Source organism: Streptomyces sp. GbtcB6, assembly GCF_019091475.1.
Lineage (GTDB): Bacteria > Actinomycetota > Actinomycetes > Streptomycetales > Streptomycetaceae > Streptomyces > Streptomyces hyaluromycini.
The window spans coordinates 511,433-536,097 of sequence record NZ_JAGXJL010000002.1 but is presented as its reverse complement, the minus strand read 5'-3'; the positions used below and the strand labels follow the sequence as shown (position 1 = coordinate 536,097).

Annotated in this window: 20 protein-coding genes and 1 pseudogene; 13 read left to right on the top strand and 8 right to left on the bottom strand. The window is 72.9% G+C overall.

What is annotated here, in order from left to right; all coding sequences use genetic code 11:
* The first annotated feature begins 36 nt into the window (after positions 1-36).
* Positions 37-4,185, top strand: a complete 4,149-nt coding sequence (locus tag KVT45_RS05195; protein WP_308310651.1) for a bifunctional nitrate reductase/sulfite reductase flavoprotein subunit alpha — start codon at positions 37-39, stop codon at positions 4,183-4,185.
* A gap of 15 nt (positions 4,186-4,200) precedes the next feature.
* Here the strand turns inward: KVT45_RS05195 and KVT45_RS05190 are convergent, their stop codons facing one another.
* Positions 4,201-5,241, bottom strand: coding sequence for a helix-turn-helix domain-containing protein (locus KVT45_RS05190; protein ID WP_217545263.1), 1,041 nt, complete (start codon positions 5,239-5,241; stop codon positions 4,201-4,203).
* Positions 5,242-5,435: 194 nt separating this feature from the next.
* On the opposite strand from KVT45_RS05190, the gene KVT45_RS05185 reads away from it, so the two are divergent.
* The 3 genes from KVT45_RS05185 to KVT45_RS05175 all read left to right on the top strand — a co-directional run bounded on the left by KVT45_RS05185 (position 5,436) and on the right by KVT45_RS05175 (position 10,454).
* Positions 5,436-7,490: a molybdopterin cofactor-binding domain-containing protein gene (locus KVT45_RS05185; protein WP_217545324.1), complete on the top strand. Its 2,055-nt coding sequence runs from the start codon at positions 5,436-5,438 to the stop codon at positions 7,488-7,490.
* 32 nt (positions 7,491-7,522) lie between these two features.
* Positions 7,523-7,981: a (2Fe-2S)-binding protein gene (locus tag KVT45_RS05180; RefSeq protein ID WP_217545262.1), complete on the top strand. Its 459-nt coding sequence runs from the start codon at positions 7,523-7,525 to the stop codon at positions 7,979-7,981.
* A 442-nt stretch (positions 7,982-8,423) separates the two neighbouring features.
* A complete protein-coding gene (locus KVT45_RS05175; RefSeq protein WP_217545261.1) occupies positions 8,424-10,454 on the top strand; it encodes a TerD family protein in 2,031 nt (676 codons plus the stop codon).
* A 7-nt stretch (positions 10,455-10,461) separates the two neighbouring features.
* Here the strand turns inward: KVT45_RS05175 and KVT45_RS05170 are convergent, their stop codons facing one another.
* The gene (locus KVT45_RS05170) at positions 10,462-11,436 is read right to left on the bottom strand and encodes an alpha/beta hydrolase (protein ID WP_217545260.1); all 975 of its coding nucleotides are present in this window, start codon (positions 11,434-11,436) and stop codon (positions 10,462-10,464) included.
* Positions 11,437-11,664: 228 nt separating this feature from the next.
* Between KVT45_RS05170 and KVT45_RS05165 the strand changes: the two genes are divergently transcribed.
* Entirely contained in the window at positions 11,665-12,546 is an 882-nt protein-coding gene (locus KVT45_RS05165) for an LLM class F420-dependent oxidoreductase (protein ID WP_217545259.1), read from the top strand.
* 62 nt (positions 12,547-12,608) lie between these two features.
* Here the strand turns inward: KVT45_RS05165 and KVT45_RS05160 are convergent, their stop codons facing one another.
* Positions 12,609-13,166 carry an NAD(P)H-dependent oxidoreductase gene (locus KVT45_RS05160; protein ID WP_217545258.1) on the bottom strand — a complete coding sequence of 186 codons (558 nt, stop codon included), beginning with the start codon at positions 13,164-13,166 and terminating at the stop codon, positions 12,609-12,611.
* 100 nt (positions 13,167-13,266) lie between these two features.
* Here KVT45_RS05160 and KVT45_RS05155 point away from each other — a divergent pair, with 100 nt between their 5' ends.
* The gene (locus tag KVT45_RS05155; RefSeq protein WP_217545257.1) at positions 13,267-13,947 is read left to right on the top strand and encodes a TetR/AcrR family transcriptional regulator; all 681 of its coding nucleotides are present in this window, start codon (positions 13,267-13,269) and stop codon (positions 13,945-13,947) included.
* On the opposite strand, the gene KVT45_RS05150 is transcribed toward KVT45_RS05155, so the two are convergent.
* A complete protein-coding gene (locus KVT45_RS05150) occupies positions 13,922-15,088 on the bottom strand; it encodes an NAD(P)/FAD-dependent oxidoreductase (protein WP_217545256.1) in 1,167 nt (388 codons plus the stop codon). The genes KVT45_RS05155 and KVT45_RS05150 overlap by 26 nt on opposite strands.
* A gap of 9 nt (positions 15,089-15,097) precedes the next feature.
* Positions 15,098-15,769 (bottom strand): TetR/AcrR family transcriptional regulator, encoded by a 672-nt coding sequence (locus KVT45_RS05145; RefSeq protein ID WP_217545255.1) that lies wholly within the window; start codon positions 15,767-15,769, stop codon positions 15,098-15,100.
* A 158-nt stretch (positions 15,770-15,927) separates the two neighbouring features.
* On the opposite strand from KVT45_RS05145, the gene KVT45_RS05140 reads away from it, so the two are divergent.
* Together KVT45_RS05140 and KVT45_RS05135 are read left to right on the top strand one after the other, a co-directional pair.
* Positions 15,928-16,974 (top strand): LacI family DNA-binding transcriptional regulator, encoded by a 1,047-nt coding sequence (locus tag KVT45_RS05140; protein WP_217545254.1) that lies wholly within the window; start codon positions 15,928-15,930, stop codon positions 16,972-16,974.
* Positions 16,975-17,098: 124 nt separating this feature from the next.
* Positions 17,099-18,535 (top strand): aldehyde dehydrogenase family protein, encoded by a 1,437-nt coding sequence (locus KVT45_RS05135; protein ID WP_217545253.1) that lies wholly within the window; start codon positions 17,099-17,101, stop codon positions 18,533-18,535.
* Between the two features lie 35 nt (positions 18,536-18,570).
* Here KVT45_RS05135 and trxA read toward each other — a convergent pair whose 3' ends face one another.
* Entirely contained in the window at positions 18,571-18,951 is a 381-nt protein-coding gene (trxA, locus tag KVT45_RS05130; protein ID WP_217545252.1) for a thioredoxin, read from the bottom strand.
* A 134-nt stretch (positions 18,952-19,085) separates the two neighbouring features.
* Between trxA and KVT45_RS05125 the strand changes: the two genes are divergently transcribed.
* Entirely contained in the window at positions 19,086-20,513 is a 1,428-nt protein-coding gene (locus KVT45_RS05125) for an NAD(P)/FAD-dependent oxidoreductase (RefSeq protein ID WP_217545251.1), read from the top strand.
* A 121-nt stretch (positions 20,514-20,634) separates the two neighbouring features.
* Here KVT45_RS05125 and KVT45_RS05120 read toward each other — a convergent pair whose 3' ends face one another.
* Complete coding sequence (locus tag KVT45_RS05120; protein ID WP_217545250.1) at positions 20,635-21,279, bottom strand: peptide deformylase; 645 nt, start codon at positions 21,277-21,279, stop codon at positions 20,635-20,637.
* Between the two features lie 123 nt (positions 21,280-21,402).
* Between KVT45_RS05120 and KVT45_RS05115 the strand changes: the two genes are divergently transcribed.
* The 3 genes and pseudogenes from KVT45_RS05115 to KVT45_RS05105 form a co-directional block, all read left to right on the top strand.
* Positions 21,403-22,845: a PepSY domain-containing protein gene (locus KVT45_RS05115; RefSeq protein WP_217545249.1), complete on the top strand. Its 1,443-nt coding sequence runs from the start codon at positions 21,403-21,405 to the stop codon at positions 22,843-22,845.
* Positions 22,846-22,907: 62 nt separating this feature from the next.
* Positions 22,908-23,324 (top strand): BlaI/MecI/CopY family transcriptional regulator, encoded by a 417-nt coding sequence (locus tag KVT45_RS05110; protein ID WP_217545248.1) that lies wholly within the window; start codon positions 22,908-22,910, stop codon positions 23,322-23,324.
* Between the two features lie 48 nt (positions 23,325-23,372).
* Positions 23,373-23,507 (top strand): annotated as a pseudogene (locus KVT45_RS05105) (M56 family peptidase); the annotation flags it as partial.
* A 46-nt stretch (positions 23,508-23,553) separates the two neighbouring features.
* Here the strand turns inward: KVT45_RS05105 and KVT45_RS05100 are convergent.
* Positions 23,554-23,925: a tetratricopeptide repeat protein gene (locus KVT45_RS05100; RefSeq protein WP_217545247.1), complete on the bottom strand. Its 372-nt coding sequence runs from the start codon at positions 23,923-23,925 to the stop codon at positions 23,554-23,556.
* Positions 23,926-24,092: 167 nt separating this feature from the next.
* On the opposite strand from KVT45_RS05100, the gene KVT45_RS05095 reads away from it, so the two are divergent.
* Positions 24,093-24,665, top strand: coding sequence for a dihydrofolate reductase family protein (locus KVT45_RS05095; RefSeq protein ID WP_217545246.1), 573 nt, complete (start codon positions 24,093-24,095; stop codon positions 24,663-24,665).

Below are 24,665 nucleotides of genomic sequence, written 5' to 3'. Positions count from 1 at the left end.
ATGGAAGAGGCTGACCAGCAGGAACAGGGGGCGCCCGTGGCCGCGCCGGACTCGCGCAGCACCGACACCGGCAGGGTGCGGAGCGTCTGCTCGTACTGCGGGGTCGGCTGCGGCATTGTCCTGGACATCGGCAGGGGCCCGGACGGCCGTCGTACCGTCCTGAAGGCCTCCGGCGACAAGGAGCACCCGGCGAACTTCGGCAGGCTGTGCACGAAGGGCGCCACCACCGCCGACATGCTCGCCGCGCCCGGCCGTCTGACCACCGCCCTGCTGCGGCCCGAGCGGGGCGAGGAGGCGGTGCCGTCGGCCGTGGACGCGGCGGTCGCCGAGACCGCGCGGCGGCTGCGCGCGATCGTCGACGAGCACGGCCCGGACGCGGTCGCCCTCTACGTCTCCGGCCAGATGAGCCTGGAGGCCCAGTACCTCGCCAACAAGCTCACCAAGGGCTGGCTGCGCACCAACAACATCGAGTCCAACTCCCGGCTGTGCATGGCCAGCGCCGGCACCGGGTACAAGCTCTCCCTCGGCGCCGACGGCCCGCCCGGCTCGTACCAGGACCTCGACAAGGCGGATGTCTTCCTGGTCATCGGCGCCAACATGGCCGACTGCCACCCCATCCTCTTCCTGCGCCTGATGGACCGGGTGAAGGCGGGCGCGAAACTGATCGTCGTCGACCCGCGCCGCACCGCCACCGCCGCGAAGGCCGACCTGTTCCTCCAGGTCAAACCCGGCACCGACCTCGCCCTCCTCAACGGCCTGCTGCACCTGCTGTACGAGAACGGGCACACCGACCCCGACTTCATCGCCGCGTACACCGAGGGCTGGGAGGCGATGCCGGAGTTCCTCGCCGACTACCCGCCCGCCGCCGTCGCCGAGATCACCGGGATCCCCGAGGCCGACCTGCGCGCGGCCGCCCGGCTGATCGGCGAGGCGGGGGAGTGGACCAGCTGCTGGACCATGGGCCTCAACCAGTCCACGCACGGCACCTGGAACACCAACGCCCTGGTCAACCTGCACCTCGCGACCGGCAGGATCTGCCGCCCGGGCAGCGGCCCGCTCTCCCTCACCGGCCAGCCCAACGCCATGGGCGGCCGGGAGATGGGCTACATGGGGCCGGGGCTGCCCGGCCAGCGGTCGGTCCTCGTCGACGCCGACCGCGCCTTCGTCGAGGAGCAGTGGGGGCTGAAGCCCGGCACGATCCGCGCCGACGGGGTCGGCAAGGGCACCGTCGAGATGTTCCAGAAGATGGCCGACGGCGAGATCAAGGCCTGCTGGATCATCTGCACCAACCCGGTCGCCTCCGTCGGCAACCGCAAGACGGTCATCGAGGGTCTTGAGGCCGCCGAGTTCGTCGTCACCCAGGACGTCTTCACCGACACCGAGACCAACGCCTACGCCGACGTCGTCCTGCCCGCCGCCCTGTGGACCGAGACCGAGGGCGTCCTCATCAACAGCGAGCGCAACCTCACCCTCGCCCGCCCCGCCGCCGACCCGCCCGGCGAGGCAACCGCCGACTGGCGGCTGATCGCCGGCGTCGCCCGCGCGATGGGCTTCGAGGACGGCTTCTCCTACGACAGCGCGGAGGAGATCTTCGAGGAGATCAAGCGCTTCCACAACCCGCAGACCGGCTACGACCTGCGGGGCGTGACCTACGACCGGCTGCGCACCACCCCCGTCCAGTGGCCGGCCGCCACCGCCGACGGCCCCGACCGCAACCCCGTCCGGTACGTCGGCGCCGACGGTTCCCTCACCTTCGCCACCGCCTCCGGACGCGCCGTCTTCCACGCCCGCCCGCACGTGGACCCCGCCGAGATGCCGGACGACGACTACCCGTTCGTCCTGAACACCGGCCGCCTCCAGCACCAGTGGCACACCCTGACCAAGACCGCGAAGGTCGCCAAGCTGAACAAGCTCAACCCCGGCCCGTTCGTCGAGGTCCACCCCGAGGACGCGGCCGCGCTCGGGATCGCCGAGGGCGACTCCGTGGAGGTCGCCTCGCGGCGCGGCCGGGCGGTGCTGCCGGCGGTCGTCACGGACCGGGTGCTGCCGGGGTCCTGCTTCGCGCCGTTCCACTGGAACGACCTGTTCGGCGAGTACCTCAGTGTCAACGCGGTGACCAGCGACGCGGTCGACCCGCTGTCCTTCCAGCCCGAGCTGAAGGTGTGCGCGGTGTCGCTGACCAAGGTGTCCACGCCGGTGAGCGTGCAGGTGCCGGGGACCGAGCGGACCCCGGCCACCGCCGTCGTACCCGCTGCCACCGCGGTCGTACCCGCTGCCGCCGTCGTCGCGCCCACGGCCGTGCTGCCCTCCGCCGCAGCCGTGTTCGGCCTCGACCCGGCGCCGCCGCCGGTCCTCACCGATCGCGAACGCCAGTACCTGGTCGGCTTCCTCGCCGGTATCCCGGTCGGCGCCCCGGGCGTCCCCGTGCTGCCGCCGGACGCGCCGTTCAGCCCCGAGCACGCCCTGTGGGTCAACGGCACCCTCGCCGGCATGTACTCCCGCTCCGCCGCGGCCCCGGTCACCGCGTCGGCGTCGGTGCCGGCGTCACCGACCCGTCAGGTGGTGGTCCTCTGGGCCTCGCAGACCGGCAACGCCGAGGACTTCGCCGCCGCCACCGCCGAGCGCCTCACCGCGGGCGGCCACGCGGCCTCCCTCGTCGCCATGGACGAGGCCGACCCGGGAGCCCTGCCCACGGGCGCCGACCTGCTCCTGATCACCAGCACCTTCGGCGACGGCGACGCCCCCGACAACGGCGCCGGCTTCTGGGACGGCCTCGACGCCCTCGACGCCGGGCGCCTCGAAGGCCGCCGGTACGCCGTGCTGGCCTTCGGCGACTCCAATTACGACGACTTCTGCGGGCACGGGCGGCGCCTGGACAGCCGTATGGACGAACTCGGCGCGGTCCGGCTCGCGCCGCGCTCCGACTGCGAACCGGACTACGAGACCCAGGCGGAGGCCTGGCTCGACCAGGTGCTCACCGCTCTCAAGGACGGGTCCGAGGCGGTGGCGACCTCCGCGCCCGCCACCCCCGCGCCCGTCACTCCTGCGCCCGTCACGGCACGGCGCCCCGCCCCCGTCACCGCCCGGCTCGTCGGCAACCGACTGCTCAGCCTGCCCGGCGCGGGCAAGGAGGTCCGCCGCTTCACCTTCGACAGCCGAGACAGCGAGACCCCGCTGGTCTACGAGGCGGGCGACGCGCTCGGGGTCCGCCCCCTCAACTCCCGTGACCTGGTGGCCGAATGGCTGGCCGTCACCGGCCTCGACGCCACAACCGACGTGGAGATCGGCGGAGTCGGCGAAGTCCCCTTCGCCGAGGCCCTCTCACGCCATCTGGACATCACCCGGGTCACCCCGGACCTGCTCCGGTTCGCCGCCGAACGCACCCGTGACCCGCGCGAGTTGCGGAAACTGCTGCGCCCCGACAACAAGGACGAGCTGGCCAAGTGGTCCTGGGGCCGGCAGGCGGTCGACGTCGTCGCCGAGTTCGGGATCCGCGCCGACGCCGGCGCCTGGGCGGGAGTCCTCGGCAGGCTGCAACCGCGCCTGTACTCCATCTCGTCCAGCCCGCTCAGCGACCCCCACCAGGTCTCGCTCACCGTCTCCGTCGTCCGCTACGAGAACCTGCACGGCAGGTCCCGGCAGGGCGTCTGCTCCCCGTTCCTCGCCGACGCCGACCCGGGCACACCGGTCCCGGTGCACGTCCAGCGCGCCCCGCACTTCCGCCCGCCCGCCGACCCGTCGACCCCCATGGTCATGGTCGGCCCCGGCACCGGAGTGGCGCCGTTCGTCGGCTTCCTGGAGGAGCGCCGAGCCCGCGGCCACCGCGCCCCCAACTGGCTGTTCTTCGGCGAACAGCACCGGGCCACCGACTTCTACTACGAGGAGGAGCTCACCGCCCTGCTCGCCGAGGGCACCCTGAGCCGCCTCGACACCGCCTTCTCCCGCGATCAGCGTGCCAAGGTCTACGTACAGGACCGGATGCGCGAACACGGCCCGCTGCTGTGGTCCTGGCTCCAGGACGGCGCCCACTTCTACGTCTGCGGCGACGCCTCCCGGATGGCCAAGGACGTCGACCGGGCCCTGAAGGACATCGCCGCCGTGCACGGCGGACTGACCGAGGACGAGGCGACGGTGTACGTCAAGCAGCTGGCCGCGGACCGGCGTTACGTCCGGGACGTCTACTGACGCTCTGCCGACCTGCTACTGACTTTCCATCAGGTGGCGCATGGTGAGGGCGAGTTGCAGCCGGAACCGGCCCTGCGGGGTGCGCACCGACCAGCCCAGCAGATGCTCGGCGTGCGTCAGCCGGTCCTGGAGCGTGGAATGGTGGACGTTGATGTCGGCGGCCGCCGCCCGCAGGCTCGCCGTCGACGCGACCGCGTGCAGCGTGCGCAGCATCCAGGGCGCGTCCGCCGCGGCGGCCTGCACGGCACGGACGTCCGGCGCCGGTTCCGCACCGGGTACGACGAGCTCGGCGAGCAGCGCGACCCCGCCCAGCTCGTCGGCGCGCACGACGGGCGGGCCGCCCGGCTCCGGTGCGCCGGCGGCGGAGGTGAACCGCAGCGCGGTGCGGGCCGCCGACCAGGACCGGGGGAGGTCGGCGACGGCCACGGGCGGGCCCACGCCCGCGCGTCCTGCCGACGGCCCCGTCGGCAGTCCCGGTGGCGGTACAGGTGGTGGCCCGTCCGCCACGATCCGGGGCGGGCTGTCGGCCACCGCCACCGCCCGGAACCGCGCCGCCGGATCGGCGGTGTCCAGGCCGAGCCGACGGGCCGCGTGCAGCCGGGCCGGCAGCGGGGCGTCGGCGTCCAGGACCGTCTCGACCAGTGCCGGGTCGTCCGACGGCGCCCCCGGGGCCCGCCCCCGGGTGCGGTCGAGCACGGATCGTACGGCCGCCGAGGCCCGCTCCAGGATCACCGCGTCGACGACACTGGGACCGCCGGCCCCGGCCCGCTCCAGCCACAGCGCCGGCGGCCCGCCCGGCAGCAGCGGCGCGCACGGCCAGTCGGGCTCGGGCGTGCCCACGGCGTCCAGCCGTCGTCCGTCCGGCTCCACCCGCAGCCGGACCCGCCGCTCCTCGTCGACCAGCCGCGCCGGACACCCGGCGAGCACGGCGGCCCCGCGCACCAGCGCCTCCAGACCGGCCCGGGTCTCGGCCAGCCGGTCGATGTAGGCGATGACCGCGACGGCGGCCCCGGCATCCGGGTCCACCGCGGCCAGCCGCCCCGCCAGCTCTTTCATACGGCCATGATGCGCCATCCGGCCGTACGGCGAGGAGAGCCCGGCACGGCAGGCAACCCCTGGGCCCGCCCGCCCCTCCTAGCTGTCGAGACACGGCGGCACACAGCGCCGGCACAGGAACCGACCGACAGGAGCCCCGCTTGGACCGCAACGAGCCCCCGCGGGACGCCGCCGGACCGTCCCGCCGGAGATTCATGGTCTACACGGTGGCCGCGACCACCCTCACGGTCGCCGCCCCGCTCGGCTGCGACACCCCACGGGCCGACGGCGCCACCGCGGCCCCCGGCGTCCTGGTCACCGGCACCGACGAGGAGATGCTCGTCCTGGAGGTCACCGCCGACAACGAGGTCGTCGTACGGCTGCCCCGGGTCGAGGTCGGCCAGGGCATCACCACCGCCGTCGCCATGATGATCGCCGAGGAGCTGGACGCCCGCCTCGCCGACGTGCGGATCCCGCTCGCCGACGCCCGCAGCAAGGGCAACCAGTACACCGGGGGCTCAAGCTCGGTCAGTTCGCTCTACGGCCCGGCCCGGCAGCTCGCCGCCACCGCGCGCGCCCGGCTGGTGACCGCAGCCGCCCGCCGCTGGCGGCTTCCCGCGCGCATCCTGCGCACCTGGAACACCCAGGTCGTGGCCCCCGACGGCCGGACGGCCACCTTCGGCTCCCTCACCGCGAGCGCCGCCCGGATCCGCACCCCGGACGTGTCCAGCAAGCCCAAGCCGGCCTCCCGGCACCGGGTGATCGGGAAGCCGACGACCAGGATCGACGCCCGGGACATCGTCACCGGCACCGCGAAGTACGCCGGTGACCTGGCGGTGGCCGGTGCGAAGCCGACCGTGGTGGCCCGGCCGCCGACCCTGCGCGGCAGACTGGTCTCCCTCGACGACTCGGCGGCCCGCGCGCTGCCCGGCGTCCACGCGGTCGTGAGGATCCCGGGCGGGGTCGCCGTCGTGGCGGAGACCTTCCACCACGCCTTCCAGGCCCGGGACGCGCTCAGGATCACCTGGGCGGACGGCCCGCTGGTGCCCCTGTCCGACAAGGAGATCCGCTCCCGGCTGCGGGCCGCGGTGCCCCGGCTCGGCACCCCGCCGCGCGGATCGACGCAGATCGAGGGCGAGTTCGCGTTCGCGTTCGTCAGCCATGCCCCGATGGAGGTGCTCACGGCCGTCGCCGACGTCCGCGCCGACCGGGCCGAGCTGTGGTTCGCCACCCAGACACCGATGGAGGCCCGCGAGACCGTCGCCGGCCTGCTGGGGCTCTCGAAGACCGCCGTACGGGTCCATGTGATGCGCGGGGGCGGCTCGTTCGGGCGGCGGCTCAATTTCGACCAGGCGATCGAGGCGGTACTCGTCTCCAAAGCGGCCCACCGGCCGGTGAAGCTGATGTGGAGCCGCAACGACGACATCCGGCACGGCAGGATGCGCCCCGCCGACCACCACCGGATCCGGGCCAGTGTCGCCGGGGGCCGGGTGGTGGCCTTCCAGCACATGACGGCCTCGGTGGGGGAGTCCTCCGACGAGCAGGGCCTGACCGCGAAGTCCGGTGCGGTACGGCCGTTGCCCAGCGACAGCGGGCTGTACAACTTCGGCCGGGTGGGCGGTGATTCGGGCGGCATCGAGCTGCCGATACCGCTCGGCGCCTGGCGCTCGGTGGACTCCGGGACCATGCGCACGGCGGAGGAGATCGTCGTCGACGACATCGCCCGCGCGCTGGGCCGGGACCCGGTCGCCTTCCGCCGTACCACCCTGCGCAGCAAGACGGTGAAGGCCGTCCTTGCCAAGGCGGCCGCCGCCGGTCACTGGGGCCGCGCGATGCCCACGGGCACCGCCCAGGGCGTCGCCGTCCACGAGGAGTACGGGTCCGCCGTCGCCTGCCTGGCCGAGATCGACGCCACCGACCCGAAGAACCCCCGGGTCACCAAGGTGGTGATGGCCGCCGACGTCGGTACGGCGGTCAACCCGCGCGGCCTTCAGGCGCAGCTCATGGGCACCGCCGTCGACGGCATCTCCACCGTGCTGCGCGCCGGGCTGCACATCGACCGGGGCGCGGTCCGCGAGGGCAGCTTCGCCGACTTCCACTACGCCCGCCAGCGGCACGCCCCGCTGGCGTTCGAGGCCCACATCATCCCTTCCGGCGGGGAACCGGGCGGTGCCGGCGAACTCGGCGTCCCCGCGGCGGCGGGCGCGGTCGCCAACGCCTACGCCCGCGCCACCGGCAGGAAGCCCCGTAGCTTCCCCCTCGACTTCTGACCCACTGCCTCCCCAACTCCCAGAAGGCACTGATGCGTTCGTATTCGTTCGTCCTCAACGGCAAACCGGTGACGGTCGAGGCCCCCGCCGACATGCCCCTCCTCTGGGTCCTGCGCGACCTGCTCGGCGTCACCGGCCCCAAGTACGGCTGCGGGGTGGGCGTCTGCCGCGCCTGCACCAGTCACCTGGACGGCGAGGAGATCCAGCCGTGCACGGTGCCGGTCGCCGACTGCGCGGACCGGACGGTCACCACCATCGAGGGCCTGGCCGACGGCGACACCCTGCACCCCGTCCAACAGGCCTGGCTGGACTGCGACGTGGCCCAGTGCGGGTTCTGCCAGCCCGGCCAGATCATGGCGGCCGCCGCCCTGCTCAAACGCACCCCGCACCCGACGGACGCCGACATCGACGGCATCGAGAACGTCTGCCGCTGCGGCACCTACTCCAGGATCAGGGAGGCGATCAAGAAGGCGGCGGCGAAAGGGGGTTGAGTCCCGGCCCCGCTCCTCCTCCCGGCGCGCGAACGGCGACCTGAGACACCCGGGCACAGACGATCGGCCGATGCCCGGGCAGCAACTCCCGTCCGACGATGAGGCCATCCGAGAAGCGGGAGGCATCACGTGAGGACAGCACGGGGGAGTGCGGCCGCCGCCCTGGCCATGGCGCCCGCACTGGCATCGACGGCCCGCGCACCGGCCCCGCAGCCCCGACCACCCCCTGCACCACCCACCCGGCCTGTACCGCCCTCACCACCCCGGCGGGCCCGAGACCGCCGTACCGCAGAGAACCGGGCCCGGGCCCGCGCTGACCGTGCGCCGACCACCCGATCAGTCAAGATCGCAAAAAGTCGGTCGTTTTCGTACCGAAGTCACCGTCGAGCTAGGTGCGCACTACAGTTGGCCGGGCCTGACGGTGGGGTTTCTGGGGGGATTCATGCATGAAATGGCGAAGGGGTCGAATGTCACGTTGTCGGCCCTGAGCGAGAACGTGGGCTCGGTGGTCGTCAGCCTGGGCTGGGTCAGCCCGAGCGGCGAGGGCGACGCGGACGTGTCGGTCCTGCTCGTCGGTTCGAACGGCACAGTGCGCGGGGACTCCGACTTCTACTTCTACAACAACCCGGTGGCGGCCGACGGCAGCGTGCAGCTGCTCGGCAAGACGCCCACGGAGACGGGGGACGAGGACCGGATCGGCTTCGACCTGACCGCCGTACCGCAGGACGTGGACCGGATGGTCGTGGCGGCGAGCCGGTACCGGGACGCGCGCATCGGCGAACTGGAGAACCTCACGGTCACACTGGCCGACGCGGCAGGCGATCCGCTGCTCCGGTTCACGGTCGAGGACGCCGACGCGGTGAGCGCCGTCATCTTCGGGGAGCTGTACCGGCGATCGGGCGAGTGGAAGTTCCGGGCCGTCGGCCAGGGGTACGCCGATGGTCTCGCCGGTCTTGCCACCGACTTCGGCGTGGACATCGACGACGACGCCGAACCTCAGGACGCGCCGGCGGACCCCGCCGACGACGAACACGCAGGCCTCGCACCGGCGGTCGAGCAGGCGGCGCCGAACCTGGACGGCGTCCCGGCGCCGCGCCCGCCCGCGGACGAGGCCGCGGCGAAGAAGCCGGCCGCCCGCCCCCGCACGGCGAAGAAGAAGGTCACCCTGCCGAAGGCGGCCAGGAAGTCCCTCGCGGAGAACGAGTCCTGGCGGGAGGCCCGGCTCTTCCCCGTCTCCGCCCTCAAGAGCGACCGGGACCGCGAGACACGCGCCACCTCGGTCCTGCTGTCGGTGATGGCCCAGGTACCCGAGTTCGGCCGGCGGCTCACCGCGGGATTCGGCGCACCCGCCGGACGCATGGAGACGTACACCGAGGTGTCCCTGCCGCACGGCGACACCCCGCGACGGCCCGACGGGGTCGTCCGCGTCGAGCGGGCCGGCAAGCTGTGGACGGCGCTGGTCGAGACGAAGACCAACGGCAACGCCCTGAAGTCCGACCAGGTGCAGGCGTACATGGACATCGCGGCCCGGCGCGGCTACGAAGCCGTGATCACGCTGTCGAACGACGTCGCCCTCGACGGCAGCCCGCTCGTGGACGTCAAGATCGACGGTCGGCGCAAGCACAAGGTGGCGATGCGGCACCTCTCCTGGGCCGAAGTCGCCTACCAGGCCCAGATGCTGCTCCGGCACGAGGGCGTCGGCAACAAGGCGCACGCCTGGCTCCTCCAGGAACTGCTGCACTACCTCCAGCACGAGAACTCCGGCTGCCACGGCTTCCAGAACATGGGCCCCGCCTGGGTTCCGGTGCGCAACGGCATCGAGGACGAGACCCTGTGCGAGGGAGACCCGCGCGCGCTCGACGTGGTCGAGAGCTGGGAACGGCTGATCCGGCAGGTCTGTCTGGGCCTGGGCGGCGAACTGGGCCAGAAGGTGCTCCCGGTCCGGGGCTCGAGAGGCGGCCGGGACCCACGGGAGCGCCGCGGCCTCCTCGCCGACCGGCTGTGCCGTCAGGGGCGGCTCCAGGCCGAGCTGCGCATCGAGGGGGCGCCCGGCGTCTTCGCGGTCACCGCCGATCTGCGTACCGGCAAGCTCCGTACCTCCCTGGATATGCCGGCCCCCGAGCAGGGCTACCCGCTGAGCTGGGTCAAGCGGCTGGTGCGGTCTCTCGCGGAGGCACCGGCCGACCTGCACATCGAGACCCTGGTCGAGGGCGAAACCGCCGGCCCGCGCGGCACGCTCGAACGGCTTCGGCCCGAACCGGCCGACCTGCTGCCAAAGGCGGACGGGGCCCGGATCACCGGCTTCCGGCTCTCACTCCTCAAAGGCATGGGCAGTGGTCGGGGGAGCGCCGAGACCGGGTTCATCCGCAGCGTCGACGATGCCGTACAGCGGTTCTACGGCACGGTGGCGGTCCACCTCGACCGGGTGGCGGACCGCCGGACCCCCGCACGTCAGCCCGTCCCCACCGGCTGATGCCCGCTCAGCGCGCCAGCAGCCGTCGCAGCCAGTCCACATGGGCCGTCCTGGCCGACTGGGACAGGGCGGCCTGCGGGGCGAAGCCGTCGAAGCCGTGGAAGCCGCCGGGCCAGACGTGGAGTTCGGCGATGCCGCCGGACTGCCAGATGCGGGAGGCGTAGGTGACGGTCTCGTCGCGGAAGGTCTCCGCCGAGCCGACGTCGAGGAAGGCCGGGGGAAGGTTCGTGAGGTCGGTGGCGCGGGCCGGGGCCGCGTAGGGGGAGACGTCGGGGCCGCCGCGCTGCTCGCCCAGCAGGGCGGTCCAGCCGGTGTCGTTGGACGTGTGGTCCCAGACGCCGAGGCCCTTCATCTGGTGGCTGGACGGGGTGTCGTTGCGGTCGTCGAGCATCGGGCAGAGCAGCATCTGGCCGATCACGGACGGACCCTGACGGTCCCTCAGGAGCAGGGCCAGGGCCGCGGTGAGGCCGCCGCCCGCGCTGGCGCCGACGATCACGATCCGTTCCGGGTCGCCGCCGATCTCCTTCGCGTGCTCCGCCGTCCACAGCAGCCCGGCGTACACGTCCTCCACCGGCGCCGGATGCGGATGCTCGGGCGCCAGCCGGTACTCCACCGACACCACCACCGCGCCGAGCTCCTTCGCCCAGGCCAGCGGGACGTCCAGGCCCACCCGGTTGTTGCCGAGCACCATGCCGCCGCCGTGCACGTGGTAGACCACCGGGAGCGGTCCGGAGGCGGCCGGGGCGGTCGGGCGGCAGATCAGGAGGGAGATCTCGGGTGCGTCCGCGGGGCCGGGGACCGTGCGCTCCGCCACCTCGAACGCCCCGTCCATGGTGAGGTCCAGTTCGGCGAGCAGCCGAATCCCCTCGCCCTGCCGGATCGCGGCGATGTCCGCCATCGTGAACGCCGGAGAGATCACGTCCTTGATCAGCTCCAGGGCGGCGGAGAGCTCGGGGTCGAACGGGGGCGGTACGGCGGTCATGGCGGCTCCTCGCGGTGGTGCGCTGCGGCTCGTACGCCCATGATCGGCGCGGTCCTGCGCTCCCCGGGGGCCGCCGGACGGCGGAAGCTCCCCGCCATCCGGCGGGTGCCTGCCCGCGGACGTGTCCAGGACACGCCGGACCACCGGCGCCGGGGCTTGACTTCGAGCGCGCTCGAAGACCTAGCGTCGGGGAGGCAGCAGACGATCCGGGCGAAACGGAGAACGGCCATGCGTGTGGGCGTGCACATCAACCGGTTCAACCACCCCGGGGGCGGACCCGCCCTCGGCGCCGAACTCGCCGCGGCCGGTGCCGCGGCCGAGGCGGCGGGCGTCAGCTGGGTCTCGGTGATGGACCACTACTTCCAGATGGAGTTCAACGGCGGCGCCGAGGACCCCATGCTGGAGGCCTACACGACCCTCGGCTACCTCGCCGGCCGCACCTCCACCGTGCGGCTCGGCGCCCTGGTGACCGGAGTGACGTACCGCCACCCCGGACTCCTCGCCAAGATCGCCACCACCCTCGACGTGGTGTCCGGCGGCCGGGCCACGCTGGGCATCGGCGCCGCCTGGTACGACCGTGAGCACCACGGACTCGGCGTGCCCTACCCGCCGCTCGCGGAGCGCTTCGAGCGGCTGGAGGAGGCGCTGCGGATCTGCCTGCAGATGTGGGACCCGGACGACAACGGCCCCTTCGAGGGCCGGTACTACCAGCTCGCCGAGACCCTCTGCGTGCCGGCGCCGGTGAGCACCCCGCACCCCGAGATCATGATCGGCGGCCAGGGGGAGAAGAAGACCCTGCGCCTGGTCGCCCAGTACGCCGACGCCTGCAACCTCATCCCCTCCTCCCCGGAGGAGCTGCGGCACAAGCTCGACGTGCTGCGCGGCCACTGCGACACCGTCGGACGGGACTACCACACCATCCGCAAGACCATCGCGTACGGCGCCGAGCCGGCCACCGCGGGCGACCTGGACGCCTTCACCCGGGACATCGAGGGCTACGCCAAGCTCGGCGTCGACACCGTCATCCTGTCCCCGCGCCTGGGCGAGACGTCGGGATGGATGGAGACCTTCGCCGCCCCGGCCGTCGAGCGGCTCGCCGGGATCGAGTGACGAGGCCGGACGGGAGAGACGCGAAAGGGGCCGGCGAGCGCCGGCCCCTTTCAGGGGGTGCCTCAGGCGGCCACGCCCACGTTGCCGTGCAGGCGGGCGACGACCTCGGTCAGCTGCGCGGCGACCTCGGTGTCGTCGGCCGGGTGGGTCTCGGCGAAGCGGACCACGGAGCCGGGGATGGACAGCTTGATGTCCTCGATCACCTTGCCGCCGGCGATGCCGACGGCCTTGCGGGCCTCGTCCTGCGCCCACACGCCGCCGAACTGGCCGTAGGCGGTGCCGATGACGGCGACCGGCTTGCCGCCGAAGGTGCTGGCGCCGTACGGGCGGGACAGCCAGTCGATGGCGTTCTTCAGGACGGCCGGGATGGTGCCGTTGTACTCGGGGGAGAAGAGCAGGAAGGCATCGGCGGCCTGGGCGGCCTCGCGCAGCTTCGCGGCGGCGGCCGGGAGGCTGTCGGCGACGTCGATGTCCTCGTTGTAGAACGGGATGTCGGCCAGGCCCTCGAAGACCTCGACCTCGGCACCCTCGGGGGCGAGCTTGACGGCCGCCTCGGCGAGCTGGCGGTTGTGCGAACCGGCGCGAAGGCTGCCGACGAGCGCAAGGATGCGGACAGACATGAGGAGCTCCAGGGGGGTGAAACACTGCCGTTACGAATCCGGACCGAGGTCCGCTTAATTTCTAACACTCTAAACGGACCCTGGTCCAGTTCTGTTCCCGATGCTTTACGCTGTCTTCATGTCCAGCGTCCTGCCGCCCCTCCCGCAGCCCCAGGAGCCCTTCGACACCCCACAGTTGCTCGAGGTCGGACCAGCTCCCGAGGAGCCGTGCCTGCGTGCCGACGCGGCCCGTAACCGTGCCCGGCTGCTGGAGGCCGCCGCCCGGCTGATCGCCGAGCACGGCGTGGCCGGCGTGACCATGGAGGCGGTCGCCGCGGCGGCCGAGGTGGGCAAGGGCACGGTCTTCCGCCGCTTCGGCGACCGCACCGGACTGCTGATGGCGCTGCTCGACCACTCCTCGCGGCAGCTCCAGGCGGACTTTCTGGGCGGCCCGCCGCCCCTTGGCCCCGGCGCCCCGCCGGTCGAGCGGCTGAGGGCGTTCGGCGTCGCGGTGCTCTACCGCGGGGCCGAGCAGCTGGACCTCCAGCTGGCCGCCCAGCCCGAGCCCACCCGGCGCTATGCCAATCCGCCGATCCAGGCGCTGCGCACGCACATCACGATGCTGCTGCGGCAGATCGAGCCGGCCGCCGACTGCGAACTGCTCGCCCAGACGCTCCTCGCGTACCTCGACCCCGCCCAGATCCACCATCTGACCAGGCAGTGCGGGATGCCGATGGAACGCTTGGAGGCCGGCTGGACCGACCTGGTCGACCGCGTCACGCGGACGGCGCCGACCCGCTGACCTCCGGCAGGCCGCCGGTGAACATGTCGACCAGGCCCTGCGGCGCGTCGGCGCGGAACAGCACGGCCCCGCCCTGGGCGGAGTCCGCCGCGGACCGCTCGGCGCGCGCGAACATCTTCTCCTCGTAGGCGGCCAGGGCGGCCTCGGTGTCCTCCGGGTGCGCGACGAGCGCGAGGCCCAGGTCGGCGCCGTCGATCAGCGCCAGGTTGGCGCCCTCGCCGGCGAACGGCGACATCAGGTGCGCCGCGTCGCCGAGCAGCGTGACCCCGGGCGTCCGGTCCCAGCGGTGGCCGACCGGCAGGGCGTGGATCCGCCGGGGCACCAGCGTGCCCTCGGCGTCCGCGACCAGTGCCCGCAGGCTCTTGTCCCAGCCGCCGAAGTGATCGAGCACGGCCCGCCTGGCCGCCTCGGTGTCGGTGAAGTCGATCCCGTCCAGCCACTCCTCGGGCGCCTCCACCGCCGTGTACACGTGCAGGCCGCCGTCGCTCTCCCGGTGGGCGAGGAAGCCCCGGCCCGCGCCGAGTGCGAACAGCATGCCGCCGCCGACCACCTCGGCGCTCACCGGATGCCGTACGTCCGCGTCCGGCAGGTCCGCCTCCACGAACGAGATCCCGGTGTACGCGGGCCGCGCGTCCGAGACCAGCGGGCGCACCCGGGACCAGGCGCCGTCCGCGCCGACCAGCAGATCGGTGGTGAAGGAGCCGCCGTCCTCAAGGGCCACCTCGTGCCGGCCGCCGCCGAGCGGGCGGGCGCCGGTGACCTTCGCGCCCCAGCGGATCACGCCTTCGGGAAGCGGGCCGAGCAGCAGCCGGCGCAGGTCGCCGCGGTCGATCTCCGGCCGCCCGCCGTCGCCGTCGTCGGGCGTGTCCAGCAGGACCCGGGCGTCCTTGTCCAGCACCCGCGTCGCCTGGCCGCCCGTGTGGACGTGCGCCAGGAACGCGTCGAACAGGCCGGCCGCGCGCAGCGCCACCTGGCCGGAGTCGTCGTGGATGTCGAGCATGCCGCCCTGGGTGCGGGCCGCGGGGGAGGCGTCGAGGTCGAAGACGGCCGCCTCGACGCCGTGCAGCCGCAGCACCCGGGCGAGCGTGAGCCCGCCGAGACCGGCTCCGACGATCGCTATGGGGTGGTGGGGAGTGGACATGGTGATCTCCTAGTCATGGGGTTCGGGTACGGCGGTGTGCTCGATGCCGTTGATCAGGGCCTGGAACGCCCAGGACACGCGGGCCTCGGGCGCCCCGGACAGGAGCAGTCCGGAGGCGGCGGCGATGTGCGGATGGGTACGGTCCGACACCTGGCCCAGCGCCCGGCCGAGGGAGTCCAAGTCCTCCTGGGACGCCTCGCCCGCGTGTTCGGCGGCGGTCGCGGTGGCGCGCTGGAGCAGCAGGTCGACGCCCCAGGCGGCCCGGTCGCGCGGCACCCCGCCCTCGTCGAGCAGGCCCAGCAGGGTCTCGATCAGGTTCAGGTAGTGCGGGCCGCTCGGCCAGGAGGTCAGCGCGGACCGGGCCAGGCTCGGATGCTCCAGGAGCATCGTGGTGTAGGCGACGAGCACCTGCTCCAGCCGCTCCCGCCAACCGCCCTGAGCCGGGGCCGGGGCCACGGTGCCGAGCAGCTCGTCCAGAACCGCCGCGTGCAGCTCGGCGGTGTTGCGGACGTAGACGTACAGCGAGGCCGGGCCGGTGTCGAGCTCCTGGGCAAGGCGCCGCATGGTGACCTTCTGCAGGCCCTCGGCGCGCAGGATCTCCACGGCGGCGGCGACGATGCCCGCCCTGGTCAGGGCGGGCTTGGCGGGACGCTCCCGGCGGGAACGGGGAGTTGCTGGCATGCGTCCACGATAACGAACATGTTCGTTGCGAACAAGTTCGGGACGAACATGTTCGTCGAATTTTTGGCGTGCCCGCGAATCAGGGGGTCGAGGACCCAACTCGTCGAACCCTCAACCACCTTGCCCCGCCGGTCCCCCCACCCCGGGCTTCTGCCAAGATGCCGTACGTCATGGTGCACATCCCGAAACCGCCCTCGGCAGCGTCGCCGGTCCCGCGCTCGGTCCCCACGAGTGCCGATGTGGCCCGCCTGGCCGGCGTCTCCCGCGCGACCGTCTCCTACGTCCTCAACAACACCAGTGCCGTCCGGATCAGCGAGCCCACCCGCCGCCGGGTCCACGAGGCCGCGAAGGAACTCGGGTACGTCCCCCACGCGGCCGCCCGCAGCCTGCGCGCCGGCCACACCCGGATGGTTCTGATGCCCGCCCCCGCCATCCCGACGGGCCCGCTGTACGTGCAGTTCATCAACGAACTCCAGTGGGCCCTCAGCCGCCTCGACTACACGGTCGTCCAGTACGGCACCGCGGGCCTCCGCGGCGACGAAGCCGCCCGTGCCTGGGCCGAGTTGAGGCCGGTCGCCGTGCTGGTCCCCGATGCCGGACTCGGCCCCGAAGGTGTCGCGGTCCTCAAGCGGGCCGGCGCCCGTGCCGTGGTCACCTTCGGCCCCGAACGCGTCGAGGGTGCCCACGCCCTGCTGATGGACCACCGCGCCGTCGGCCACTGCGCAGGCAGCCACCTCTACGCTCGCGGCCGGCGCCGGATCGGTGTGGTCGTCCCCGAGGAGGCCGGCCTGGAGACGTACTCCCGGCCCCGCCTCGAAGGCGTGCGCCAGGCGCTGCGCGGCACCGACGCCGAGGTGACCGGTCTGCCGCTCGGCTACACCGAGCAGTCGGCGGCCGAACTCGCCGCGAGCTGGCCGGAGTTGGGGATCGACGCGGTGTTCGCGTACAACGACGAGTACGCGATGCTGTTCATGCGCGCCCTCCAGGACGCGGGTGTGCGCATCCCCGAGGACACCGCAGTGCTCGGCGCCGACGACCTGATGCTCGGCCGGCTGCTGCGGCCCCGGCTCTCCACGATCCACATCGACCTGCCCTCCGGCCGCGACCTCGCCGAGCTGGTCGACCGCGTGGTGCGCGATCCCGGCGGCGAACCGGAGATGCACCGGGTGCTCGGCGCCTCGGTGGTGCAGCGCGAGTCCAGCTGATGGGCGACCCTGGTCGGGGGCGGTGCTTTTCCGGGCCCCCTGGCTAGGATGTTGCGCGCTCAACCAAACGGCTCATGGGCGTGCCGTGGGCCGCGCAATCCCGGTGATCGATCGGAGAGCCGTCATGCCGCTGCTCGAACCGAAGACCTGGCAGGCGAGCGCCCTGTCCGGCCCCCAGTACGCCGTCACCGAGCCCGCCACCGGCGACACGCTCGGCACGGTCGTCCTGGCCGCCCCCGCGGACGTGGCCACGGCCGCCACGGCCGCCCGTGCCGCACAACGCGACTGGGCCCGCGCCCCGCACTTCGTCCGGGCCCAGGTCCTGCGCAGGGCAGGCGACTTGTTCACGGAGCACGCCGACGAACTGCGCGAGTGGATCGTCCGCGAGTCCGGCTCCATACCCGGCAAGGCGGACTTCGAACTGCACGTCGCCGCCCAGGAGTGCTACGAGGCCGCCGCCCTCGCCTCCCGCCCGGCCGGCCAGGTACTGCCCAGCGAGGCGCCCCGGCTGTCGTACACCCGCCGGGTACCGGTCGGAGTCGTCGGGGTGATCTCGCCGTTCAACGCGCCGCTGATCCTGTCCATCCGCTCGGTCGCGCCCGCCCTCGCCCTCGGCAACGGGGTCGTCCTGAAGCCCGATCCGCGTACCGCCGTCTGCGGCGGGCTCGCGCTCGCCGCGGTGTTCGCCGAGGCCGGACTGCCGGAGGGGCTGCTGCACGTGCTGCCCGGCGGCGCCGACGTCGGCGCGGCGCTGGTCGAGGACCCGCTGGTGCCGGTCATCTCCTTCACCGGCTCGACCGCCGCGGGCCGCGCGGTCGGCGAGGCCGCGGGCCGCCGTCTCAAGCGCGCCCACCTCGAACTCGGCGGCAACTCGGCCCTGATCGTCCTGGAGGACGCCGACCTCGACGCGGTGATCTCCACCGCCGCCTGGGGATCCTTCTTCCATCAGGGCCAGATCTGCATGACCACCGGACGGCACCTGGTCCACGCCTCACTCGTCGAGGAGTACGCCGAACGCCTCGCCGCCAAGGCCGACTCGCTCGCCGTCGGCGACCCGTACCGCGAACAGGTCCACCTCGGCCCGATCATCGACGCCGGTCAACTCGCCAAGATCCACGGCCTGGTGGAGTCCAGCACCGCCCAGGGCGCACGACTCGCCGCCGGCGGCACCCACGAGGACCTCTTCTACCGGCCGACGGTCCTGACCGGCGTCGACGACCGCACACCCGCTTATGCCGAGGAGGTCTTCGGGCCGGTCGCGCCCGTCCGGGCCTTCGCCGACGCCGACGAGGCCGCCGCCCTCGCGGCCGACAGCTCCTACGGCCTCTCGCTCGGTATCGTCACCCGGGACGCCGCTCGCGCCCTGGACCTCGCCGAACGCATCCCGACCGGCATCGTCCACATCAACGACCAGACCGTGAACGACGAGGCCGTGGCCCCCTTCGGCGGAGTCGCCGCCTCCGGCACCGGAGCCCGGTTCGGCGGCGAGTCCAACCTGGAGGCGTTCACGGACGTGCGGTGGACGACCGTACGCGGGGACGTGGCCCCGTACCCCTTCTGACGTCTGTTGGGAACTCCGACTCCCGTCAGGGGGTCTCACTCGCCCTGGGCGCTGCCCTGCTGTGCGGCGATGCTCTTGCGGACCTCGTCCATGTCCAGCTTGCGGGCCTGGCCGATGACGTCCGTCAGGGCGGCCTCCGGCAGGGCACCCGGCTGGGCGAAGACGGCGACCTGGTCGCGCACGATCATCAGGGTCGGGATCGACTGGATGCCGAAGGCCTGGGCGAGCTCCGGCTGCGCCTCGGTGTCGACCTTCCCGAACACCAGGTCGGGGTTGTCCTGCGCGGCCTTCTCGTAGACCGGGGCGAACATCCGGCACGGGCCGCACCAGGACGCCCAGAAGTCGATGAGGACGAACTCGTTCTCGGTGACCGTCTGGTCGAAGTTCTCCTTGGTGAGCTCCACGGTGCTGCTCATGCCTGATTCCCTCTTCCTGATGTGGGGGCGTCCCGGTGTGGGGCGAAACCGATCCCCACAACATGTCCGGCCGGGCAGGTATTCCGCCCCCTACCCGTGTGGCCCGGGCGCACACCACCGGCAAGACTGGCCCCATGACGGAATCGGAATCCATCGCTTACGACGTCGTGGTGCTCGGGGCCGGGCCCGTGGGGGAGAACGTCGCCGACCGCACCCGTGCGGCCGGCCTCACCACCGCGGTCGTGGAGAGCGAACTCGTGGGCGGCGAATGCTCGTACTGGGCGTGCATGCCCAGCAAGGCCCTGCTGCGCCCGGTCATCGCCCAGGCCGACGCCCGGCGCCTGCCCGGCCTCGCCCAGGCGGTCCAGGGCCCCCTCGACACCGCGGCGGTCCTCGCCCGCCGCAACTACTTCACCTCGAACTGGAAGGACGACGGCCAGGTCGCCTGGCTGGACGGCATCAGCGCCGACCTCTACCGCGGCCACGGCCGCCTCGCCGGCCCCCGCACGGTCACCGTGACCGGCCCCGACGGCACCCTCACCACCCTCACCGCCCGGCACGCGGTCGCCGTGTCCACCGGCACCCGCGCCCAGCTCCCCGACCTGCCCGGCCTCGCCGAGGTGAAGCCCTGGACCAGCCGCGAGGCCACCAGCGCCCAGGAAGCACCCGGCCGGCTGATCGTCGTGGGCGGCGGTGTCGTCGCCACCGAGATGGCGACCGCCTGGCAGGCCCTCGGCTCCCGGGTCACCCTGCTGGTCCGGGGCAAGGGCCTGCTCAACCGCATGGAGCCGTTCGCCGGCGAACTCGTCGCCGAGGCGCTCACGGAGGCCGGCGTCGACGTCCGCATCGGCACCTCCGTCGAGTCGGTGACGCGTGAGAACGGCACAGTCGTGGCCGTGACCAACGCCGGTGACCGCATCGAGGCCGACGAGATCCTCTTCGCCACGGGGCGCGTCCCGCACACCGACGACATCGGCCTCGACACGGTCGGCCTGGAACCGGGCTCCTGGCTGTCGGCCGACGACACCCTTCTGGTCGAGGGCACCGACTGGCTCTACGCCGTCGGGGACGTCAACCACCGGGCGCTCCTCACCCACCAGGGCAAGTACCAGGCAAGGATCGCGGGCGCGGCGATCGCGGCCCGCGCGGCGGACACGCCGCTTCTGGACGGGCCGTGGGGTGCGCACGTGGCCACCGCCGACCACGGCGCCGTACCGCAGGTCGTCTTCACCGAGCCGGAGGCGGCGGCCGTCGGGCTCTCCCTCGCGGAGGCGGAGCAGGCGGGGCACCGGGTCCGCGCGGTCGACGTCGAGTTCTCCTCGGTCGCCGGGGCGGGGCTGTACGCCGACGGCTACAAGGGGCGCGCCCGGATGGTCGTCGACCTGGACGCGGAGATCCTGCGCGGCGTCACTTTCGTGGGGCCGGGGGTGGGCGAGCTGATCCACTCGGCGACGATCGCCGTCGCCGGGCAGGTGCCGATCAGCCGGCTGTGGCATGCGGTGCCGTCTTATCCGACGTTGAGTGAGGTGTGGTTGCGCTTGTTGGAGGCGTACAGGGGGTGAGGGGCGGAGGGGGCGGGTTCTGTCGTGGGTCGGCTGCGGCGCCGTCGTGGCCGGTCGCGCAGTTCCCCGCGCCCCTATCGGGGCGCTGATGGGTACCGCGCCCCCGTGAAGTGCTGTCGGCCTACGGCAGATCGAAGCCCAGCGCCTCCGCCGCCGTCGCCGGGGTCGGCTGGGTCCAGCGCTCTGCCATCGCCTCGTTCGACGACAGTGAACGCAGCTCCGCCCGGTCCAGGTACAGCATGCCGTCGAGGTGGTCGGTCTCGTGCTGGACGATGCGGGCCGGCCAGCCCGCGAACACCTCGTCGAGTGCGCGGCCGTGTTCGTCCTGGCCGCGCAGCCGTACCTCGGCGTGCCGGGCCACCACCGCCTGCCAGCCCGGCACGCTCAGGCAGCCCTCGAAGAACGCGGCGCGGGCGCTGCCGACAGGCTCGTAGACCGGGTTGACCAGCACCCGGAACGGCTGCGGGACCCGGCCCCGGGCCGCCGCGACCTCCGCCGGCACCGGTGCCGGGTCCTCGATCACGGCGATGCGGAGCGGGACGCCGACCTGCGGTGCGGCCAGGCCCACGCCCGGGGCCGCGTGCATGGTGACGCGCAGCGCCTCGACGAATCGGGCCAGCAGGGCCGGGGCCAACTGGCCGTCGTACGGCTCGGTTCCACGTCGCAGGACCGGGTCGCCGGCCGCCACGATGGGCAACGGGCCGCCCAGGCCGAGGAGTTCCTCGATCCGTTCGGCAAGGGGTGCGTGATCGCGGGGAGATGCCATCGCGCCAGCATGCCATGGAGCAGAGTGTGACGCGGGTCACCTTGCCTGCCGGGAACTCGGTCCACGCACTCCCCGACTACTGGACCGTCACCGCTCAGCCACGAGTCCCCGGAGAGCCCGCCGATGTCCACCGCTTCCTCGACCTCCCCCGATTTCGGCTCCGCTCGATCGGGAGGACCCCCATCGGACGAGGCCCCGCAACCCACCGTCCCGGCCGCCTCCCCGAGCCGCTGGGCCCCGCTGCGCCCCCTCGTCCTGCGCCTGCACTTCTACGCCGGCGTCCTGGTCGCCCCCTTCCTGCTCGTCGCCGCCACCACCGGCCTGCTGTACGCCTTCTCCTTCCAGGCCGAGAAGCTGGTGTACGCCCATGAGCTGATCGTCCCGGTGGGCGAGGCCAAGCTGCCGATCTCCGAGCAGGTCGCCGCCGCCCGCAAGGCCCACCCCGAGGGCACGGTCTCCGCGATACGGCCGTCGCCCGAGGCGGACGCGACCACCAGGGTGCTGCTCTCGGGCGTCGCGGGCGTGAACCCGGACCACACCCTCGCGGTGTTCGTCGACCCGTACACCGGCAAGGTGCGCGGCGCGCTGGAACAGTACGGATCGACGGGCGCGCTGCCGCTGCGCACCTGGATCGACGAACTCCACCGCGACCTCCACCTGGGCGACACCGGGCGGCTCTACAGCGAGTTCGCGGCGAGCTGGCTGTGGGTGATCGCGGGCGGCGGCCTGGTGCTGTGGTTCTCCCGCCGGCGGGCGCTGCGCAAGGTGCGCGGCACCAGCGGGCGACGGCGCACGCTGGGCCTGCACGGCACCGTCGGCGTGTGGGCCGCCGCCGGTTTCGTCTTCCTCTCGGCGACCGGCCTGACCTGGTCCACCTATGCCGGCGCCAACATCGACGAACTGCGCACCTCCCTGGGCCAGGCCACCCCGGCCGTCTCGGCGGCCGCGAGCGGCGGCGAGCACGCGGGACACGGTACGGCGGCCGGGACCGGCGGTGACGCCGAGCACGGCGTCGGCCTGGACAAGGTGCTCGCGGCCGCCCGCGCCGAGGGGCTCGGCGACCCCGTCGAGATCGTCCCGCCCGCCGACGCGAACAGCGCCTACGTGGTCAGGCAGGTCCAGCGCAGCTGGCCCGAGAAGCAGGACTCCGTCGCCGTGGACCCGGGCACCGGCGAGGTGACCGACGTCCTGCGCTTCGCCGACTATCCGGTCCTCGCCAAACTCACCCGCTGGGGCATCGACCTGCACACCGGGATCCTCTTCGGCCTCGTCAACCAGCTCGCGCTGGCCCTGCTCGCGCTCTCCCTGATCCTGCTGATCCTGTGGGGCTACCGCATGTGGTGGCAGCGCGGCCGCGGCTCCTCCTTCGGCCGGCCGATCCCGCGCGGGGCCTGGGCGGAGGTCCCGCCGTACCTCCTGGTCCCGGCGATGGCGGTGATCGCGGTCCTCGGCTACTTCGTGCCGCTGCTCGGCATCCCGCTGGCCGCCTTCCTCGCCGTGGACATCGTCCTCGGAGAGATCGCGCACCGTGGCGGGCGGCGACCGTACGGAGGGGCGCCGGCGTGAAGTAGCGTGGTCAGACACGCTGTCGCGCGTGTCACCACCGACGCCGGAGGGAGACGGGGACCATGGCGCGGGCCCGGCGGGGGCAGGGGGAGCTGGAGGGCCAGGTGCTGGGTGCTCTGCGCGAGGCCGACGGTCCCGTCACCGCCGCCTGGGTGCAGGAGCGGCTCGGCGGCGACCTCGCCTACACCACCGTCGTGACCATACTGACCCGGCTGCTCGCCAAGGACGTCGTCGCCCGCGAGCGGCACGGCCGCTCCTTCCTGTGGACGCCCACCGCCGACGTGGCCCGGCTCGCCGCCCTGCGGATGCGCCGGCTCCTCGACCTCGAACGGGACCGCGAGGCGGTGCTCGCCAGCTTCGTCAACGCCCTGCCGCCCGGTGACGAGGAGGTGCTGCGGGCCCTGCTGGAGGCCGCCGAGCCGGGCCGGGTGAACACTCGGAACACCTCGCCCACCGACCACGGCGGTACGGAGGACTGACCGTCCACGGGGGTCCTCGTCTTCCTGCCGCTGGTCCCGGTGGCCCACAGCCGGCCCGCCACGTTCACCGCGGCCGGCCTCGCCGTCCGGGGCGCCGCCGCGGGCACTCTCGTGTCGGCGATGTCCTCGGCGAACTCGGCGGTGACCCTGTTCCTGGTCCTGCACGCGGCCATCCCGCTGTGACGGCCGGAGGGCCCCCGGATATCCGGGGGCCCTCTTCGCTCGCCGCTCATTCCTCGGGGAAGTCCCCGGCCAGCGCCGAGGCGATCCGCAGATGCGGCTCCGCCTCCTCGTGCCTGGCCTGCCGCTGGAGCGTACGGCCCAGCATCATCCGGGCGTAGTGCTCCACCGGGTCGCGCTCGATGATCTCGCGCAACTCGGCCTCCGCGCGGCGCAGTTGGGCCGAGTGGTAGTAGGAGCGCGCCAGCAGCAGCCGGGGTCCGGTCTGCTCCGGGGCCTCCTCGACCAGCCCGGCGAGCACCCGGGCGGCGCCGGCGTAGTCCTTGGCGTCGAAGAACAGCCGGGCCCGGGCCCAGCGTTCGGCGGCGGTTCCCTGGTCGTAGTACGTCGTGTCCTGAGTCGTGTCGTACGTCGTGTCCACTCGTGACCTCCTTCGGCCCTGACAACAGGCGGAGGTAGTTGAAAATTCCACCAACTTGGCCAGGGGTTCATCGCCGACAAGTTGAGTTTCCTTGACAATTTTTGTTGTCGGTTGGAGGCTGGTACCGCGGAGAACCGCACCAGACCCGAGACAGCGAGGAAACCCGGATGCGTACCCTGATCAGCACTGCCTTCATCTCTCTCGACGGGGTCGTCGAGGGCCCGGGCGGCGAGCCCGGCTACCGGAACTCCGGGTGGACCTTCAAGGACGTCGAGTTCGTCCCCGAGGTGTTCGAGATCAAGGAGCGGGAGCAGAAGGAGTCGGCCGCGGTCCTGATGGGCCGGGCCAGCTACGAGGCGTTCAGCCCGGTGTGGCCGGACATGGCCGAGTTCTCGCACTACAAGACGCTGCCGAAGTACGTCGTCTCCACCACCCTCACCGCGGGCGACCTGGTGTCGAACTGGGGCGAGACCACGATCCTGCGCTCGCTCGACGAGGTCGCCGCCCTCAAGGAGACCGACGGCGGCCCGGTCATCGTCCACGGCAGCGCCGCGCTGAACCGCGCCCTGTCCGACGCGGGCCTGATCGACCGCTACCACCTGCTCGTCTACCCGCTCCTGCTCGGCGCGGGAAAGCGTCTGTTCAGCGCCTCGGACAAGGACACCCAGAAGCTGAAGCTGGTCGAGCACGAGGTCTACGCCAACGGCGTGCAGAAGAACGTCTTCGACGTCGTGCGCTGA